General features: G+C 70.3%; 12 protein-coding genes and 2 tRNA genes. 11 read left to right on the forward strand and 3 right to left on the reverse strand.

Features of this window, described 5'->3' with window-relative positions; genetic code table 11:
- Window positions 1-12 precede the first annotated feature (12 nt).
- From QN157_09420 to QN157_09430, 3 genes are read left to right on the forward strand one after another with little or no spacing between them, the layout of a single operon-like run.
- Window positions 13-957, forward strand: a complete 945-nt coding sequence (locus QN157_09420; protein MDR7555816.1) for an ABC transporter ATP-binding protein — start codon at window positions 13-15, stop codon at window positions 955-957.
- A 19-nt stretch (window positions 958-976) separates the two neighbouring features.
- Entirely contained in the window at window positions 977-1,996 is a 1,020-nt protein-coding gene (locus QN157_09425; protein ID MDR7555817.1) for an ABC transporter ATP-binding protein, read from the forward strand.
- The gene (locus QN157_09430) at window positions 1,993-3,111 is read left to right on the forward strand and encodes an ABC transporter permease (GenBank protein MDR7555818.1); all 1,119 of its coding nucleotides are present in this window, start codon (window positions 1,993-1,995) and stop codon (window positions 3,109-3,111) included. Before QN157_09425 ends, QN157_09430 begins: the two co-directional genes overlap by 4 nt.
- A 164-nt stretch (window positions 3,112-3,275) precedes the next feature.
- Here QN157_09430 and QN157_09435 read toward each other — a convergent pair whose 3' ends face one another.
- The 3 genes from QN157_09435 to allB all read right to left on the reverse strand — a co-directional run bounded on the left by QN157_09435 (window position 3,276) and on the right by allB (window position 6,111).
- The gene (locus QN157_09435) at window positions 3,276-3,728 is read right to left on the reverse strand and encodes a hypothetical protein (GenBank protein MDR7555819.1); all 453 of its coding nucleotides are present in this window, start codon (window positions 3,726-3,728) and stop codon (window positions 3,276-3,278) included.
- 24 nt (window positions 3,729-3,752) lie between these two features.
- The gene (locus QN157_09440) at window positions 3,753-4,616 is read right to left on the reverse strand and encodes a DUF72 domain-containing protein (GenBank protein ID MDR7555820.1); all 864 of its coding nucleotides are present in this window, start codon (window positions 4,614-4,616) and stop codon (window positions 3,753-3,755) included.
- Window positions 4,617-4,728: 112 nt separating this feature from the next.
- A complete protein-coding gene (allB, locus tag QN157_09445; GenBank protein MDR7555821.1) occupies window positions 4,729-6,111 on the reverse strand; it encodes an allantoinase AllB in 1,383 nt (460 codons plus the stop codon).
- A 154-nt stretch (window positions 6,112-6,265) separates the two neighbouring features.
- On the opposite strand from allB, the gene QN157_09450 reads away from it, so the two are divergent.
- The 8 genes from QN157_09450 (at window position 6,266) to QN157_09485 (ending at window position 15,453) form a co-directional block, all read left to right on the forward strand.
- A tRNA-Met gene (locus QN157_09450) sits at window positions 6,266-6,342 on the forward strand.
- A gap of 172 nt (window positions 6,343-6,514) precedes the next feature.
- Complete coding sequence (locus QN157_09455; GenBank protein ID MDR7555822.1) at window positions 6,515-9,817, forward strand: BTAD domain-containing putative transcriptional regulator; 3,303 nt, start codon at window positions 6,515-6,517, stop codon at window positions 9,815-9,817.
- Window positions 9,818-9,849: 32 nt separating this feature from the next.
- A complete protein-coding gene (locus QN157_09460) occupies window positions 9,850-10,296 on the forward strand; it encodes a cupin domain-containing protein (protein MDR7555823.1) in 447 nt (148 codons plus the stop codon).
- Window positions 10,297-10,326: 30 nt separating this feature from the next.
- A complete protein-coding gene (locus tag QN157_09465; protein MDR7555824.1) occupies window positions 10,327-11,745 on the forward strand; it encodes an FAD-binding oxidoreductase in 1,419 nt (472 codons plus the stop codon).
- Window positions 11,746-11,994: 249 nt separating this feature from the next.
- Window positions 11,995-12,071, forward strand: a tRNA-Met gene (locus QN157_09470).
- 274 nt (window positions 12,072-12,345) lie between these two features.
- Window positions 12,346-13,962, forward strand: a complete 1,617-nt coding sequence (locus tag QN157_09475; GenBank protein ID MDR7555825.1) for a thiamine pyrophosphate-binding protein — start codon at window positions 12,346-12,348, stop codon at window positions 13,960-13,962.
- 97 nt (window positions 13,963-14,059) lie between these two features.
- On the forward strand, window positions 14,060-15,010 hold the full coding sequence (locus QN157_09480; protein ID MDR7555826.1) for a tripartite tricarboxylate transporter substrate binding protein: 951 nt from the start codon (window positions 14,060-14,062) through the stop codon (window positions 15,008-15,010).
- Entirely contained in the window at window positions 15,007-15,453 is a 447-nt protein-coding gene (locus QN157_09485; GenBank protein ID MDR7555827.1) for a tripartite tricarboxylate transporter TctB family protein, read from the forward strand. The genes QN157_09480 and QN157_09485 overlap by 4 nt, the downstream gene beginning before the upstream one ends.
- Window positions 15,454-15,481: the final 28 nt, after the last annotated feature.

The following is a 15,481-nucleotide window of genomic DNA, read 5'->3' on the forward strand; positions in this document are numbered from 1 at the left end:
GGCGGCGGCCCGGTGCCACCGGCCGTCGAGGCGCAAGGGCTGACGCGGGTCTTCGGTACCGTGACGGCCGTGGCGGGGCTCGACCTGCAGGTGTCCGCGGGCGAGGTGTTCGGGCTGGTGGGTCCCGACGGCGCGGGCAAGACGACCTTCTTCCGGATGCTGGCCGGCGTGCTCGACCCCACCGCAGGGCGCATCCGGATTGCGGGGTGTGACCTCGCCACAGCGCCCGAGGTCGCGCGGTCCCAGCTGGGGTACATGCCCCAGGCGTTCGCGCTCTACCGCGACCTCAGCGTCGTCGAGAACCTCCGCTTCTTCGCCGAGGCCTACCAGGTGCCCCCACGCGCCATGGCCGCCCGCTTCCAGCGACTCCTGGCCTTCGCACGGCTGGAACCGTTCGCGGACACGCTGGTCGAACACCTCTCCGGCGGCATGAAGCAGAAGCTGGCGCTGGCCTGCGCGCTCCTCCACGAGCCCCAGGTGCTCGTGCTGGACGAGCCGACGACCGGCGTCGACCCCGTGTCGCGCCGCGAGTTCTGGGACCTGCTCTACGACCTGAACCGGCGCGGCGCCACCGTACTGGTCGCGACGCCCTACATGGACGAGGCCGAGCGGTGCACGCGCATCGGCCTCCTCTACGGCGGACGGCTGCTCGCCGTCGATACCCCCGACGCCCTGAAGGCGCAGGTCGCTGGCGAGCTCCTCGAGGTGCGGGCCGAACCGCGGCGGCGGGCGCTGGCCGTGGCCCGCGCGCTGCCGGAGGTCCGCACCGGCAGCATCTTCGGCGACGCGCTGCACCTGACGGTTCCCGACGCCGCCAGGGCGGCACCGCGCGTCCGGGCGGCGCTCGAGGCCCAGGGCATCGCCGTGGCAGCGGTGGCGCCAGCAGCCCCGTCGTTGGAGGACGCCTTCATCGCGCTCCTGGCCGCTGCGCCCGCCGGGCCGGACGGCCACTCGTGAGACCGTGCGTTCCCGGCCTATGAGCGAGCCGGCCGTCGTCGCCCGGGGGTTGACCAAACAATTCGGGGCCTTCGTCGCCGTGGACCACATCGACCTGGAGATCCGACGGGGCGAGGTGTTCGGCTTCCTGGGTCCCAACGGCGCGGGCAAGTCCACCACGATCCGCATGCTGTGCGGGCTCCTCGATCGCTCCGCGGGGGAGGTGCAGGTGCTGGGGTACGATCCGGCCCGCGAGCCCGAGCGACTGCGGCCCCGCATCGGCTACATGAGCCAGCGGGCGAGCCTCTACGGCGACCTGACCGTCGTCGAGCAGCTGGAGTTCTACGCGCGCGTCTACGGGCTGGACTCCGCGACGCGACGCCGCAAGGTGCGCGACTGGATCGCCATGGCGGGACTGGCCGGCCGCGAGCGCGACCTGGTGGCCACCCTCTCGGGCGGCTGGCGGCAGCGGCTGGCCATGGGCTGCGCCATCCTCCACCGGCCCGAGCTGCTGCTGTTGGACGAGCCCACCGCGGGCGTGGACCCGCTGTCCCGCCGGCAGTTCTGGGACCTGATCTACCGGTTCGCGGAGGACGGGACGACGGTCATGGTCACCACGCACTACATGGACGAGGCCGAGCACTGCGACCGGCTGGCCTTCATCCACGGCGGCCGCATCGTGGCCCAGGGCGCGCCGGCCGAGCTGAAGCGACGGCACCTACCCGGCGCGCTGCTGCGGGTCGAGGCCGACCCCTGGGCGCGCGCCCTCGACGTCGTGCGCACCTCCCCGCTCGTCACGGATGCCGCGCTCTACGGCACCGCGATCCACGCGCTGGTGGCCGACCCCCACCGGGCCGCGCCGGCCCTGGCCGACGCCCTGGCCGCGGCCGGGGTGCGCGTGCGCGCGGTCGCACCACGCGCGCCCGCCCTGGAGGATGTCTTCGTGGCCCTGGTAGCGGGCCGGCACACCGAGGCAGCGGCCGGGCCGCAGGCCGCGGGGCAGGACCACAGGACGGCCCCGCCCCGTCCCGCCGGGCAGCGATCGGAGGGCGCGCGGTGACCCGGCGGTTGGGGGCCATCGTCATGAAGGAGTTCATCCAGCTCGTGCGCGACCGGCGCACGCTGGCCATGGCGCTGCTGCTGCCCGTGATCCAGCTGCTGCTGTTCGGGTACGCCATCACCACCGACGTCCAGCACCTGCCCGCGGCGGTCGTGGACCACTCGCGGACCCCCGAGAGCCGGGCGCTGCTGCAGCGGTTCGCGAACACCCGGTACTACGCGCTGCGCTACCACCTCGACCGGCTCGCCGACGCCGAGGTGCTGGTGCAGCGGGGGCGGGCCCGGGTGATCATCGTCGTGCCGCCCGACTTCGCGGTGCGCCTGCGGCGCGGGCTGGGCGCCTCCGTGCAGGTCATCGTAGACGCGTCCGATCCGCTGGTGGCCAGCAGCGCGCTGGGCGCCGCCGAAGCCCTGGGTCGGGTGGCGTCGCTGGAGATCGTCGGCCGCCAGCTGGGCGGGCGCGGGCTCCAGGCGCCCATCGAGGTGCGGACCCGCGCCTGGTACAACCCCGACCTGCGCAGCACGTACTTCATGGTACCCGGCCTGCTGGCGGTGGTGCTGCAGAACATCACCCTGAGCCTCACGGCCATCGCCATCGTGCGCGAGCGGGAGCTCGGCACCATCGAGCAGCTGGTGGTGACGCCCATCCGCCGCGGCGAGCTGATGCTGGGGAAGATCCTGCCCTACGTGGTCGTCGGGTACGCCGACATCACGCTGGCGCTGCTGATCGCCGCCTTCTGGTTCCAGGTGCCGATCCGTGGCAGCCTGGCCCTGCTCTACCTGGTGACGTTCTTCTTCTACTTCTCGAGCCTGGGCCTCGGGATCTTCGTCTCCACGGTCTCGCGCACCCAGCGCCAGGCGATGCAGGCGTCGTTCTTCGTCCTGCTGCCCACGCTCATCATCTCGGGGTTCATGTTCCCGCGGGAGGGCATGCCCCCGTTCCTGCAGTGGCTCTCCTTCGGGTTGCCCATCACGTACTTCCTGGTGATCGTGCGCGGGGTGATCCTCAAGGGCGCGGGGCTGGCGGACCTGTGGGACCAGATCCTCCCCATGGCCGCCCTGGGCGTGCTCTTCTTCATGGTGAGCGTGGCTCGCTTCCAGAAGAAACTCGACTGAGCCGCTCCGGACCCTTGCGCCCGCGGCGCGGCCCCGGGCCCCAGGCCCGGGGCCAGGGGCCCAACCGGGATCGCCATGCGACGCCCTGGGTCGATGATGAAGGTCCCCGCGCCGTCATCATGGGGGACGCGAAGGCCCGGCCGGATCGCCGTGCGACGCCCCGGTCAGATGCGGATGTCCACGATGGCCGAGACGCCCACGCCGGGCACGCGCCGGAACGCCTCCCACGGTTTCAGGTTGTCGACGGGCACGTAGGCCTTGATGCGAAACGCCGTCTGGAAGTCGGCTTCGAGCAGGGCCACGGCCTGGACGCGATTGACCGCCGCGGCCGGCCCCGAGACCTGTGCCGCCCCGATGTAGGCGCCGCCCGGGTTGCCCACGCCGATGGCGAGGCTCAGGATGGGCACCACCTTCGTCTGCTGGCGCACGGCGACGCCGCGGTTCTGCAGCAGGTCGTTGATGAAGTTGTTGATCTGCGGCGCGAACTGCCGTACGGCGTACCCGATGCCCAGGGTCTTGATGATGCCAAAGAGGTCCTGGGCGTAGGCGCCGGCGGTGACGCCGGTCGCAACCAGGACGACGGCCACACAGACTGCGACGAACCGGGTGCTGCGCATCTCTCCCTCCCGTATCATCAGGACCTACCGGAGCGGCGTACCCTTCCGGGCTCCTCTACGCACCCTGCCGCCTTTCGGTTCCCTTGTATGGTGCCCGGGCGCGCCCGCCGGTGCCGGGCGTGGCGGCCCGCCGCCACCGCCGGTGCTGTCGGTGCCGGCAGACCCGCCGGCGGTACCCCGCATCTGTGCGACACGGCGGGCCAGCGCCTGCGCGTAGGCCGGCGCCGGTGCCCCGTCCTCGTGGGTGAAGTAGGCGTAGACGTCCCTGCCCTGGGCGAGCAGGTCGACCACCCGCGCTGCCCAGGCGGCCATCGCGTCGTCACCATAGCCGGACCGGTGGAGGCGCAGGTACGCGAACGGTCCGACGAAGCGCAGCACCGGCGGGTCGTCGTCGGCCTCCATGACGACCAGCGCGGCCTGCGCGTCGTCGAGCGCCGTGTAGACCTCGTCCGTGTGCCACGACGCGTGGCGGAACTCCACGGCCAGCGCCATGGGCGGGAAGAGCGCCAGGAACGCGCGCAACAGCGGCAGGTCGCGCCGCAGCGACGGCGGGAGCTGCACCAGCAGCGGGCCCAGCCGATCGTCGAGCCATCGGGCGCGCTCCAGCTGCACGCTCACCAGCTCGTCCACGTCGCGCAGCCGCTTGAGGTGCGTGATGGTGCGGTGGACCTTGACGGCGAAGCGGAAGCCGGGGGGCGTGGCGAGGCGCCAGGCGTCCACCTGCGCGCGGCGCGGGAACCGGTAGAAGGTGGTGTTGAGTTCGACCGTGGGGAAGGCGCGGCTGTAGAACGCCAGCATCTGGTCGGCGGGGAGGTCGGCCGGGTAGAACGTCCCGCGCCACTCGGGGTAGCTGAACCCCGACGTGCCGGCGTAGAGAGCGCGGCTCATGAAAACGCCCGTACCCGCACCTCACGGTCTCCGGCATGCGGGGTGTCCGGGCCTCCGCGGCGCACGCCCCTGGGTGCGCGCCATGCGGGGCACGGTCTGTACGGGCGACGCGTCATGTCTGCGGCCGCACCCACTGGCCCCAGCCTGGCTCGCCGACCACCTGGCCGTCGCGCATCACCACGCGCCCGCGCACGAGCGTAGCCACCGGCCGGCCGCGCAGGCGGAGTCCGTCGTAGAGCAGGGCCACGTCGCGGGCCTTCGTGTAGAGGGTGCGGTGGTCGTGCACCCACTCCGCCTGCAGGTCGACCAGCACGACGTCGGCGTCGGCGCCTGGGACCAGGGCGCCCTTGCGCGGCCACAGGCGGAACAGCCGGGCGGGGTTCTCGCTGGTGAGGCGCACCAGGCGCGGCAGGTCCAGCTGGCCGCGCGCGACGGCGGTCAGCAGCAGCGGCGCGAACTCCTCCAGCCCCGGCAGGCCGGCCGCGGCGCCCCAGATGTCGTCGACGTAGGGCGCCTTCTCCTCGGGCAGGTAGGGCGCGTGATCGGTGCCCAGCACGTCGATCACCCCGCTGCGGACGGCCTCCCACAGGCGCTGCTGCGTCTCCAGCGGCCGCAGCGGCGGGTTGCACTTCGCAAACGGGCCCCACTGGGCCAGGGCGTCGTCGGTGAACATGAGGTAGTGCGCGCACGTCTCGGCGGTCACCGGCAGGCCTGCCTCCTTGGCCCGCGCCACCCACGCCGCGGCGGTGGCCGTGCTGAGGTGCACGACCTGCAGGCGCGCGCCGGTGGCCTGCGCCAGGGCGATGCACTGGGCGACGGACGCCACCTCCGCCGCCTCGGGCCGGGCCAGGGCGTGCGCACGGCCGTCGTGGCGCCCCGCGGCACGCACGGCCGCCTCGGCCACATCGAGGATCTGCTGGTCCTCGGCGTGCACGGCGTGCAGCAGCCCCGTGCGCGCGGTCCGCTCCATGACCCGCAGCATCTGCCCGGCGTCGGGGCAGCAGATGCCGGTGAACTCGTGCTCGCGGCCGGCCGGCGCGCGGGTGCGGAAGGTCTTGAAGGCCACGGCGCCCGCGGCGGCCATGGCCTCGAGCTCGTCGAGGTTGTCGCCGCTGGCAGCGCCGTAGAGGGCGAAGTCCACGATCGAGCGGGGTTGCACGTGCGCCGCCCGCGCCTGCAGGAGCGCCGCGCTGTGCACGGGCGGGATCGCCAGGGGCATCTCCAGGATGGTCGTGATGCCCCCCGCCGCCGCGGCACGGGTGCCCGACAGCCAGTCCTCGCGCTCGGTCCGCCCCGGGTCGCGCAGGTGCACGTGCGTGTCGATGATGCCCGGCAGCACGTGCAGGCCCGTGGCGTCCAGGACCTCGCGGGCTTCGGGCATGGCGTCGTCGCGATCGACGGCGACGATGCGCCCGTCGGCGATGGCGACCGCGCCGCGGCGCGCACCCGCCGCGGTGACCAGCGTGCCCCCGCGAATGACCAGGTCGGCGATCATGGCAGGGATCGCCTTCGTCGCGCGGTCGTCCGCGTCCTACCGCCGACCTCCCGGGGGCGGTGCCCGGTGTCCGAGGCGTCGAGGACGGGCGCAGGTGCACCGCCATGCGCGCGTTGACACCGCTGCGGCGGGTTGGCTATCATAGGTGGTGCGACGCGGGGTGGAGCAGTCTGGTAGCTCGTCGGGCTCATAACCCGAAGGTCGGAGGTTCAAATCCTCCCCCCGCTACCAAGCGCGACGCCCGAAGCTCTTCCCCCCTGCGCTTCGGGCGTCGATCTCTTCGGTGGCCGGCTAGTCCGTCAGGCCAGGGAGCGCCAGTGCGACCCGTGTGGGAGGAGGAGTCCTCTCCTCCAGCGCGAAGGCTCACCCACTTTTGCTACCTGCGGTGCAGGCGGGTGCGCCAATGGCAGAGCGGGCTCTCCGGATCGAACTGCTCGGCGGCTTTCGCCTGACCAGCGACGGGCGGCCGGTCACAGACGTGCGGACCGTCCGGCAGCAGTCTCTGTTGGCCTACCTGCTTCTCACCCGGCATCAACCCCAGTCACGGCAGCGGATCGCGTTCGTCGTCTGGCCCGACTCGACCGAGGCGCAGGCGCTCACAAACCTGCGCCGCGAACTGCACCATTTGCGCCGTGCCCTGCCAAATGCCGAGCGCTTCCTCGACGTGGAAGGAAAAGTGCTGCGGTGGCGAACCGATGCGCCGTTTACGTTCGACGTGGCAGAGTTCGAAGACACCCTGGCGTGCGCCTACGCCACCCAACCACCGGCGCGAGGGAAACTGGAGGAAGCCGTCGCGCTGTGTCATGGCGATCTGCTCCCTGAGTGCTACGACGAATGGATCCTGCCCGAGCGCGAACGATTGCGGCAGCGCTATCACAAAGCGTTGGAGGATCTCGCCGAGGCCCTCGAGTACCGCAGGGAGTTCGCGGCCGCGATCCGTCACGCGCGCGGCCTCCTGCAACTGGACCCGCTGCGTGAAGCGACCTATCGCCGCTTGATGCGGCTCTATGCCCTGAGCGGTGAACGCGCCGCGGCACTCCACGTGTACCACACGTGCGTAACAGTCCTGCGGCACGAACTGGGCGCGGAGCCCGATCCCGCCACGCAGGACATGTACAGGCGCCTGCTCGAGGTGGAGGCAGGAGAGGTCAGGCCCCCCGGGCTGGCAGCCAGTTTTCCACTCGTCGGTCGGGAGCAGGAGTGGCAGCGGCTACTCTCGATCTGGCACGGCGCCGCGAACGGCCATGCGCAGTTGGCGATCATCTCCGGTGAGGCTGGGATCGGCAAGACGCGGCTGGGGGAGGAGTTGCTGGCCTGGTGCGCCGGACAGGGCATTGCCGCCGCACGGACGCGCGCGTACGCGACCGAAGGCCGCCTTGCGTACGCGCCCATCACCGACTGGCTGCGCTCCGAGGCGCTGCGGCCTGCGCTGCCACGGCTGGAGCCCATCTGGCTCGCCGAAATTGCGCGGCTTCTCCCTGAACTTCTGACCGAGCGCCCGGACCTGCCACATCCAGAGCCGCTCACCGAAGGCTGGCAGCGCCGGCGATTCTTCGAGGCGCTGGCCCGGACCGTCCTGGCGGCCGGACCGCTCCTGCTGCTGATCGATGACCTGCAGTGGTGCGACCGCGACACGCTGGAGTGGCTGCACTACCTGCTGCGATTCGACCCTCGGGCCCGCCTCCTGATGGTGGGCACCCTGCGCACCGAGGAGCAGGTGGACAACCCGGCTCTCGCGCCACTGCTCCTCGAGCTGCGTAACCTGGAACAACTCGAAGAGATCGAACTGGGCCCCCTGGGCGAAGACGGGACCGTCGCGCTCGCCCAACACGTCGCCGAGCGCACCCTGGACGCGCAGGCCCGCGCGGACCTGTTCCGGCAGACCGAGGGCCATCCGCTCTTCGTCATCGAGATCGCCCGGGCCGGCCTGCCGCTCGGCGACGATGCCCTCCGCAGACCCGGTGCGACGGCGTTGCCTCCGAAAGTCCAGGCCGTCATTGCGGCGCGGCTCACCCAGCTGACGCTGTCAACCCGTGAACTCGCGCATCTCGCGGCCGCGATCGGGCGCGATTTCGGATTCGAACTGCTCCGTGAAGCCAGCGACCTCGATGAGGCAGAGCTGGTCCGCGCGCTCGACGAACTGTGGCAACGCCGTATCGTCCGGGAGCATTCAGGCGACGCCTACGACTTCAGCCACGACCGCATCCGCGAGGTCGCCTACGCGGAAGTGAGCCCCCCCAGGCGCCGCTTGCTGCACCGGCGGATCGCGCAGGCGCTGGAGATCCTGCACGCGTCCGACCTGGATCGCGTCAGCGCGCATCTCGCCGCGCATTGGGAACACGCGGGGCAGCCGACGAGGGCGATCGAGTTCTACGAGCGCGCGGCCAGGATGGCGAACAACGTGTGCGCCAGCGAGGAGGCGATCCGCGACTACGGGAAGGCGCTTGCGCTCCTCCAGCAACTCCCCCAGAGCCTGGAGCGCGATCGGCGAGAACTCGACCTGCACCTCGCCCTCACCTCGCCGCTCAATGCTGCCCGCGGGTACGCCGCGCCCGAACTGGAGTCGGTCCTGGAGCGCGTCCGCGTGCTCGGCGAGCGCTTCGGAGACGCTCAGGCCGTCGTGCGATGCTTGTGGGGCCTGTGGGCAGTCAATTTCGTGCGGGGAAACATCCGTAGATCTCTCGAGATCGCCGGAACGTTGCACGAGCTGACCGAGAGGAAGGCGACCCGGCTTTCCGAAGGCCGCCACGCCTTCGGGGGAAGCCTGACGAGCATAGGCGCCCTGGAACGCGGGCTGCACATGTTCGAGCAGGCCGTCGCGCACCACGACTTCGAGCACCATCATCCGTCGCTCTACGGATCGGACCTCGGCGTATTCACCCTCGCCTGGCAGGCGCACACCCTGTGGCTATCGGGCTATCCCGATCGGGCCCGCGAGCGCAGCCTGCGGGCCATCGCTCTGGCCGAGCGGTTCGGGCATCCCTACAGCCAGGCGCTCGCCTATGCGCACGCCGTCGTGCAGTTCCAGCTGCGGCGCGATCTGGAAGCGATCTGGCGATACGCGGACGCACTCCTGGAGATCTGCGGGAAGTACGGCTTCGCCTACTACGGCGAGTGGGGGCGGATCATCCGCGGCTGGGCCGTGGCGGAAACCAGTCCGGGCGAAGGGGCCGTCGCGGAAATCCGGCGGGGCATGGACAACCTGCGGGCTATCGGCGCGGAGACGCGGCGGCCCTACTATCTCTCGCTGCTGGCCTGGGCCCATGCGCGGGCCGCACAGATGGATCAGGCAGGAGCAGTGCTCGACGCCGCGCTGGCTACGGCCGCGGGAAACCACGACCTCTGGTGGAGCGCGGAACTCCACCGGCTCAAGGGCGAGTTCGGCCAGCCCGATGCCGCGGAGGCCTGGTTCGGCAGGGCGCTGGAGATCGCCCGGTCGCAGTCCAGCCGTTCCCTTGAACTGCGGGCCGCTGCGAGCCTGGCCCGTCTCTGGGCGGCGCGGGGCCAGGCCCGCGCCGCGCGGGACCTGCTGGCGCCCATCTACGCGCGCTTTACGGAAGGCCTGGATACCCCCGATCTGCTGGACGCCCGGGCCATCCTGGACGGCCTGGACCGGCCGACGCCGAACGCCGGCGCGAACGGTTTGCGAACGCCCCTCCCGATACGCTTCCCTCACAACACTCGAGGGGGGGAACGTTCATCATGAGGAACCGGAGCTGGAGAGGCGTTGCGTTGGTCGTGGCCAGCGTGGTAATCGGCGTAGTCGGCTGGTCAACCGTTGTCGCGCAGAGTCGCCATGTCATGCTTACGCCGGATGAGATGACGTGGGCGGCCGGCCCGCCGTCGCTCCCACGCGGCGCACAGATCAGCGTCCTGGAGGGGGATCCTGCAAAGGCCGAGCCGATCACAATGCGGCTAAAGTTTCCCGCGGGCTATGAGATCGCTCCACACACGCATCCCGCCATCGAACATGTCACGGTGCTTTCCGGCACGTTCCACATCGCCGCGGGTGAAAAGATGGACAAGACGCTCGGGAAGCGACTTCCCGCCGGCAGTTTTGTCGTGATCCCGACGGGCAGCCCGCATTTCGCGTGGACCTCTGAGGACACTGTCTTGCAGCTCCACAGCGTCGGCCCGTGGGGTATCACGTACCTCAATCCGGCGGACGACCCGAGGCGGCGCTAGAGCCAGAACGTAACGTATGGAAGAGATGCCATGAGCTACACACCCGGCCCCGGCGGACGGGCCACCCGGCCAGATCCATCCGCCGTCAGCGCCTTCAAGGCTGGGCTGCGCGGCCAGCTCGTCCAGCCGGCCGACGACGGCTATGACCAGGCGCGCAAGGTCTACAACGCCATGATCGACAGGTTCCCCGCGCTGATTGTCCGCTGCGCCAACGTGGCCGATGTCGTCCGGGCCGTGCACTTCGCCCGCGACCAGGGGCTACCGGTCGCAATCCGTGGCGGCGGGCACAACGGCGCCGGCCTGGGGACCTGCGACGACGGGCTGGTCATCGATCTCTCGCGCATGAAGGGCATCCGCGTTGATCCCCGGGCCCGCACAGTTCTGGTCGAAGGCGGCTGCACCTGGGGCGACGTCGACCACGCGACGCATGCGTTCGGTCTGGCGGTGCCCTGCGGGATCATTTCCACCACCGGGGTTGGAGGGCTCACGCTTGGCGGCGGGCTCGGCCATCTGACGCGTAAGTACGGCCTCACCATCGACAACCTGCTCGCGACCGACATGGTGCTGGCCGATGGGAACCTGGTGACCGCCAGCGCCGATGAGCATGCGGATCTGTTCTGGGCGATACGCGGCGGCGGCGGCAACTACGGCGTGGTGACCGCCTTTCTCTTCCGGGCGCACCCGGTCAGCACTGCTGTTGTCGGTCCGACGCTGTGGGAGTTGGACAAGGCCGTCGACGTGCTCCGCTGGTATCGCGAGTTCATTCCCCAGGCCCCGAACGACCTCAACGGCTTCTTTGCGTTCGTCACCGTACCACCGGTACCGCCGTTCCCGGAGCACCTGCATCTCAAGAAGATGTGCGGCGTGGTGTGGTGCTACACGGGGCCCGAGTCGCAGGCCGACGAGGTGTTCAGGCCCGTTCGCGAGTTCGGGCCGCCGGCCCTGTACGGTATCCACCCCGCGCCGTTTCCGGCCCTACAGACCGCGTTCGACGGGCTCTACCCGCCCGGACTGCAGTGGTACTGGCGCGCCGACTTCTTCACGGAGCTCCCCGATCGGGCCGTCGAGGTGCACGCCGAGCATGGCTCGCAGCTGCCCACGCTGCAATCCACCATGCATCTCTACCCTGTTGACGGCGCCGCGCACCGGGTCGGGAAGCATGACACGGCCTTCAGTTACCGGGATGCCCGGTTTGCAGGGGTCATCGTTGGCGTCGATCCCGATCCCGCCAATGCCGGGCGGATCAAGGACTGGACCGTTCGCTATTGGGAAGCACTGCACCCGTACTCGGCGGGCGGCGCGTACGTGAACTTCATGATGGATGAGGGACAGGAGCGCATCAGGGCGACCTATCGCGATAACTACGAACGGCTCGGGAGGATCAAAGCGAAGTACGACCCGAAGAATCTCTTTCGCGTGAACCAGAACATCAAGCCTCAGGGACAGTAGGTCTCCGACGAGTCTCGAGTCCTGACGCTCTGGAACGGACAGTAGACGGGCGCCTCCGAGCCACCGTGGAGGCGCCCGTGTGCTCCAGCCAGGCGGGGATGGCGATGTGATGCCGCCGGCGGAACGCCTCCATCCTGCTAGCTCCGAAGATGGGTCAGGGGGTGGGAAGTTTTCGACCCAAGGAGGATGCTCCCGCACCGCCATGCACGTTGCCACCGCTGCGACGGGTTGGCTATCAGAGGTGCGCGATGCGGGGTGGAGCGGTCTGGTAGCTCCTCGGGCTCATAACCCGAAGGTCGGAGGTTCAAATCCTCCCTCCGCTACCACGTGAAGACCCGGGAACCCGTCTGGAAAGCGCATTCCAGGCGGGTTTCCGCCTATCTGACCCGGCGAACAGGACAGTTCCCGGTGGGCGGCACTCTCCGGTTTTTGGTGTAACGTCGGTGTCAGCAGGAACCACGCGATGGCAGTGGAAAGCCACCGGCCGGGAGCACGCCAATGGAGGCGATCGAAACGCTCGATGTGAGGCCGAGCAGGGCGTGCAGGGGCGGGTCGCCTGCCGGCCTGCGGTGACCGGCGTGATGCACGTCCACGGTTGAGATGCCACTAACAAACGCAGAGGTCGTGGCCAGGACCCTGGCGGACGAGGGTGTGCAATACGCCTTCGGCCTTCCCGGCGGTGAGGTGGTGGTGCTCGTCGACGCCCTGCGCCGCGCCGGGATCAGGTTCCTCCTCGTTGGCCACGAGGCCAGCGCAGCATTCATGGCGGACGTCACGGGCCAGATCACGGGGCGGCCGGGCGTATGCGTCTCGACGCTTGGACCGGGCGCGGCCAACCTCACCACCGGGATCGCCAGCGCGTACCTCGAGCGCTCGCCGCTGCTGGCCCTCACCGCGCAGATCCCCCAGGACCTCTATTCCAGCTTCACGCACCAGCGGCTGCCCCTCGACCGGGTGTTCGCAGGCATTACGAAGCAGAGCCTCGTCCTCGACGGCGTCGACACGCGGGCGAAAGTTGAAGCCGCTCTGCGCCTGGCCACCAGTGGGCGGCCCGGCCCCGTCCACTTGGCGCTGCCGGGTGACGTGGCCGCCGCTGCCCCCCGTGTCTCCGACACGTCCTCGTCCACCGCTGGCCTGGCTTCCGCGGCACCGCGCGTGCCGGCGTCGGGCGATCGCGCAGCCGACGAGGCAAGGCAGGCGCTCCAGGAGGCGCGCCGTCCTCTCCTGCTGGTAGGCCTGGGCGCCCGACCCGAAGATGCCCCGGCCGTTCGCCACCTGCTCGATGTGACCCACTGGCCCTGGATGACGACCCCGAAGGCCAAGGGAATCGTCTCCGAGCTGCACCCGCGCTTCCTGGGCGTGGCTGGCGGTATGGCACTCGACCGTGTCGTGCTGGAGACCCTTGAGCTGAGCGACCTGATCGTCGGGATCGGATTCGATCCGGTCGAGTGCGACAAGCCGTGGTTCGTGGATCGCCGCATCGTGAACGTCTCGCGCTGGCCCACCGCGGAAGGCGCCTACCGGCCTATCGAGATCGTGGGAGCGATCGGTGCCGAAGTCAGCGCGCTGGCTGCCCACCTGGCTCCGCAGCCGTGGCCGCAGCCTCTGGTGGACGAACGACGCAGGGCGATCCTGCGCTCCCCAGCCCCCGCGGGTCCCTCTCCTGCCGAAGCGCTCTCGCCGCTGGCGGCCCTGCACGCCCTTCGCAGCGTCCTGCCCGAGGAGACCGTGGTCGCGGTCGACGTCGGTTCTCACAAACTGCTGGCCGGTCAGTGCTGGCCGACCACTGTGCCCCACACGTTCTTCGTCTCCAACGGGCTCTCGTCGATGGGATACGGGCTGCCCGCCGCCATTGCCGCCTCCCTGCACTTCCCCGGCCGGCCCATCGCCGCCCTGATAGGCGACGGCGGGATGCTCATGATGGCGCACAACCTTCCTCTGATCGCCTCGCTCCGGCTCCCGATCGTGACCGTCGTCTTCGTCGATGGCAGCCTCAGCCTGATCCGGCTTGCCCAGGCCCGCCGGGGTCTGCTGCCGTACGGGGTGGACTTCCCCCCACCGGACTTCACCCGGTTTGCGTCGGCGTGCGGGATCGAGGCCGCGCGGGCGGAGAGCCTGGATGCGCTCAAGATGCATGCGGCACGCGCGGTCTCGATGCGGGTCCCGTGTCTGCTCGAGATCCCGGTGAACCTCCATGACTACGAGGACCTGATCTGAACGAAGCCGCCGGGGCACGCCAGGGCCTCGAGCTGAAGAACGTCACCAAACGCTAGAATTTTACCGAAAGAGGTTTCAGCGCTCCGGAGGTGAGATCGTGCGCAGCGTGCTGGCCATCGTCGTGCTCGTCTCGCTCGTCGTGCCCGCCGCGGCGGGTGCGGCAGCGTGGCCGGAGGGGCGTCCCGTCACCATCGTCGTCCCCTTTGCCGCGGGAGGCGGTACCGACATCATCGCCCGCCAGTTGCAGCGGGCGATGCAGCGCTTTCTGGAAGTCCCCGTCGTCATCCGGAACATCCCTGGCGCGGGCAGCGGCATCGGGACCAACGAGGTGCTGCGCGCCCGGCCGGACGGCCACACGCTGCTGCTCTCGGGGACGCACACGGTGACGGCGTCCCTGCAGGGGCTGACCGCTGGATCTGTCGCCCAGCTGGATCACATCGCCAGCCTCAACTGGGACGCTTTCGTCATTGGCGTCCTGGACGGCACGCCGTACACCACCCTCAAGGACCTCGTGGAGGCAGGGAAGCAGAGTCCGGGCAAGGTCACCATCGGCCATGCAGGTGTGGGAGCGCTCACCCACCTGACGGCCGAAGCCCTCAACCGCGCCGCCGGGACTCCCTGGACCGTGGTCCCCTTCGAAGGTGGAGCGCGCCTCATCGCGGGCGTACTGGGGAACGTCGTCACCGCTGGGGTCTTCTCGCAGTCCGAGGTCGTGGGGCAGGCTGGCCGGCTGCGCCCCCTGGCGGTCACCAGCCAGCGCCGCTCGCCGCTCTTCCCGCAGACGCCGACGCTGGAGGAGCTGGGGTTCAAAGGGATCCCCCAGGGGAGCTTCAGGGCCATTAGCGGCCCCAAGGGCATCCCCATAGAGACGCGCCGGGCCATCGCCGCCGCCGTGGCCCGGGCGATGAACGATCCCGAGTGGATCGCCTTCAGCCGGCAGAACGGGCTGGTGAAGACCTATCTGGCCAACGAGGACCTGGAGCGCTACTTCGGGGTCTTGACCATTGAGCTGTCCCGGCTGCTGCGCCAGGTCGGACTGATCAGGTGAGCCGCGCTGCACGTCTGGCCGTCGCTACCGCCATCGCCGGCCTGGGAGTGCTGGCTCTGCTCCTGGCAGGGCGCATCCCCGTCCTGCACGTTCGTGGCGATCCCGGCCCGCGCGCCGTGCCCGTAGCCGCTGCGGTGGTGGTCGTTGCCGGCGCCGCCGGGGCCGCGGCGGCGGACCTGCGCCTCCCTCAACGCGAACGGATCGCTCGCGCATCGCTCGTGGTAGCCCTGGCGACCGTGGTCTGCGTGCTCCTCCTGCCACGCCTGGGGTTTGTGGTGGCTACCGTCCTGTTCCTGTTCGTGGTCTCGCTGTACCTCGACCGGCCGCGGCGCCATCCGCCGGCTGCACACCTGGCAGTGGCGACGGGCGCAGCGGTGGGGTTGTGGGTGATCTTTGGCCGTCTGCTCGGGGTGGTGCTGCCTGCCGGCCCCCTGGGCTTCTAAAGGGCTACCCCTCCTGAGGCGGACACGC

The organism is Armatimonadota bacterium, assembly GCA_031459855.1.
In the GTDB taxonomy this organism is placed as follows: Bacteria; Sysuimicrobiota; Sysuimicrobiia; order Sysuimicrobiales; family Humicultoraceae; genus Fervidifonticultor; species Fervidifonticultor primus.